The sequence below is a fragment of the Ensifer aridi genome, from assembly GCF_002078505.1.
GTDB classification, from domain to species: Bacteria; Pseudomonadota; Alphaproteobacteria; order Rhizobiales; family Rhizobiaceae; genus Sinorhizobium; species Sinorhizobium aridi.
Genome location: NZ_LUAV01000069.1, coordinates 1 through 2,500 on the forward strand (window position 1 = coordinate 1; position 2,500 = coordinate 2,500).

Annotated in this window: 1 tRNA gene and 2 rRNA genes (1 of these 3 cut by a window edge); all 3 read right to left on the minus strand. The window is 56.0% G+C overall.

From position 1 onward, the window contains the following. Positions 1 to 2 precede the first annotated feature (2 nt). A tRNA-Met gene (locus AYK65_RS31275) sits at positions 3 to 76 on the minus strand. 171 nt (positions 77 to 247) lie between these two features. Then, positions 248 to 362: ribosomal RNA gene (gene rrf, locus AYK65_RS31280) — 5S ribosomal RNA — on the minus strand. Positions 363 to 592: 230 nt separating this feature from the next. Next, positions 593 to 2,500: ribosomal RNA gene (locus AYK65_RS31285) — 23S ribosomal RNA — on the minus strand; it runs 889 nt beyond the window's last position.

The following is a 2,500-nucleotide window of genomic DNA, read 5'->3' on the forward strand; positions in this document are numbered from 1 at the left end:
GGTTGCGGGGGCAGGATTTGAACCTGCGGCCTTCAGGTTATGAGCCTGACGAGCTACCGGGCTGCTCCACCCCGCGTTAAGCGTGACCGGGTTTGAGGCCCGGCATTTGTCTATTTGCCCGTCCTCGGCCTTTTGGCCTGCGGGTGGGCGGGGCTCAGCACCCGGCGTTATTTGTTGTCGCTGTGTGCGGCGTGCTGGCCGGCTTTTGCCGGTTGTGTGAGAGAAGATGTATTCTTGCGTTTAGCAGACCTGGCAGCGACCTACTCTCCCGCGTCTTGAGACGAAGTACCATCGGCGCTGGGGCGTTTCACGGCCGTGTTCGGAATGGGAACGGGTGCAGCCACCCCGCCAGAACCACCAGGTCGGCAAAGCGCAAGATTTGCGCCCGGAGGGCGCAATTTCGAGAAGCTGGTGAAGCGATTGCTTCGTTTTTTTGAACACGTCTTGCGCCTTATCCGGATATTTCCAGCAGCCGGCAGAGCCGAGCCGCCGGTTGTCCGGCGCGCCGTCCGCAGCGAAGCGATCTTAGATCGCGACAGCGTGAGGACAGATAAGTTGCGATGCTCATCTTTGATGAGCATGAGCAATGGGAACGATCAAGCCGATCGAACGATTAGTACCGGTAAGCTTCATGCGTTGCCGCACTTCCACACCCGGCCTATCAACGTGGTCGTCTTCCACGGTTCTCAAGGGAATACTCGTTTTCAGGTGGGTTTCCCGCTTAGATGCCTTCAGCGGTTATCCCTTCCATATATAGCTACCCTGCTATGCCCTTGGCAGGACAACAGGTCCACCAGAGATATGTCCATCCCGGTCCTCTCGTACTAGGGACAGATCCTGTCAATATTCCTACACCCACGGCAGATAGGGACCGAACTGTCTCACGACGTTCTGAACCCAGCTCACGTACCGCTTTAATTGGCGAACAGCCAAACCCTTGGGACCTGCTCCAGCCCCAGGATGCGATGAGCCGACATCGAGGTGCCAAACAACCCCGTCGATATGGACTCTTGGGGGTCATCAGCCTGTTATCCCCGGCGTACCTTTTATCCGTTGAGCGATGGCCCTTCCACGCGGGACCACCGGATCACTATGACCGACTTTCGTCTCTGCTCGACTTGTCAGTCTCGCAGTCAGGCGGGCTTATGCCATTGCACTCGACGAGCGATTTCCGACCGCTCTGAGCCCACCATCGCGCGCCTCCGTTACTCTTTCGGAGGCGACCGCCCCAGTCAAACTACCCACCATACACTGTCCCGGATCCGGATGACGGACCGCGGTTAGACATCCATGACGATAAGGGTGGTATTTCAAGGACGGCTCCACAGGAACTGGCGTCCCTGCTTCAAAGCCTACCACCTATCCTACACATGCCGACACGAATGCCAGTGTAAAGCTATAGTAAAGGTGCACGGGGTCTTTCCGTCTGACCGCAGGAACCCCGCATCTTCACGGGGAATTCAATTTCACTGAGTCTGCGTTGGAGACAGCGGGGAAGTCGTTACGCCATTCGTGCAGGTCGGAACTTACCCGACAAGGAATTTCGCTACCTTAGGACCGTTATAGTTACGGCCGCCGTTTACTGGGGCTTCGATTCAGAGCTTGCACCCCTCCTCTTAACCTTCCAGCACCGGGCAGGCGTCAGACCCTATACGTCGTCTTGCGACTTCGCAGAGCCCTGTGTTTTTGATAAACAGTCGCTACCCCCTGGTCTGTGCCACCCCATCATACTTGCGTACAAAAGGGTCACGCTTCTTCCGAAGTTACGCGTGCAATTTGCCGAGTTCCTTCAACGCAGTTCTCTCAAGCGCCTTGGTATACTCTACCTGACCACCTGTGTCGGTTTCGGGTACGGTCTATATGGTGGAGCTATTTCCTGGAACCGCGTCCAAGCCCGGACAATCCAATAAGTCCGGACAAGTCAAGCGATCCGTCACTACCACCAGGCCCACGAATATTAACGTGGTTCCCATCGACTACGCGTGTCCGCCTCGTCTTAGGGGCCGGCTAACCCTGCTCAGATTAACTTTAAGCAGGAACCCTTGGTCTTTCGGCGAGAGGGTCTCTCACCCTCTTTATCGTTACTCATGTCAACATTCGCACTTCCGATACCTCCAGGACCCCTCACGGGTATCCCTTCACTGGCTTACGGAACGCTCCGCTACCACTTGCCTTGCGGCAAATCCTCAGCTTCGGTGCATGGCTTTAGCCCCGTTACATTTTCGGCGCAAAGACCCTTAATTAGACCAGTGAGCTGTTACGCTTTCTTTAAATGATGGCTGCTTCTAAGCCAACATCCTGGTTGTTTTGGGATCCTCACATCCTTTCCCACTTAGCCATGACTTGGGGACCTTAGCTGGAGGTCAGGGTTGTTGCCCTTTTCACGACGGACGTTAGCACCCGCCGTGTGTCTGCCGACTAGTACTCCCCGGTATTCGGAGTTTGGTTAGGATCAGTAAGACGGTGAGTCCCCATAGCCCATCCAGTGCTCTACCCCCGG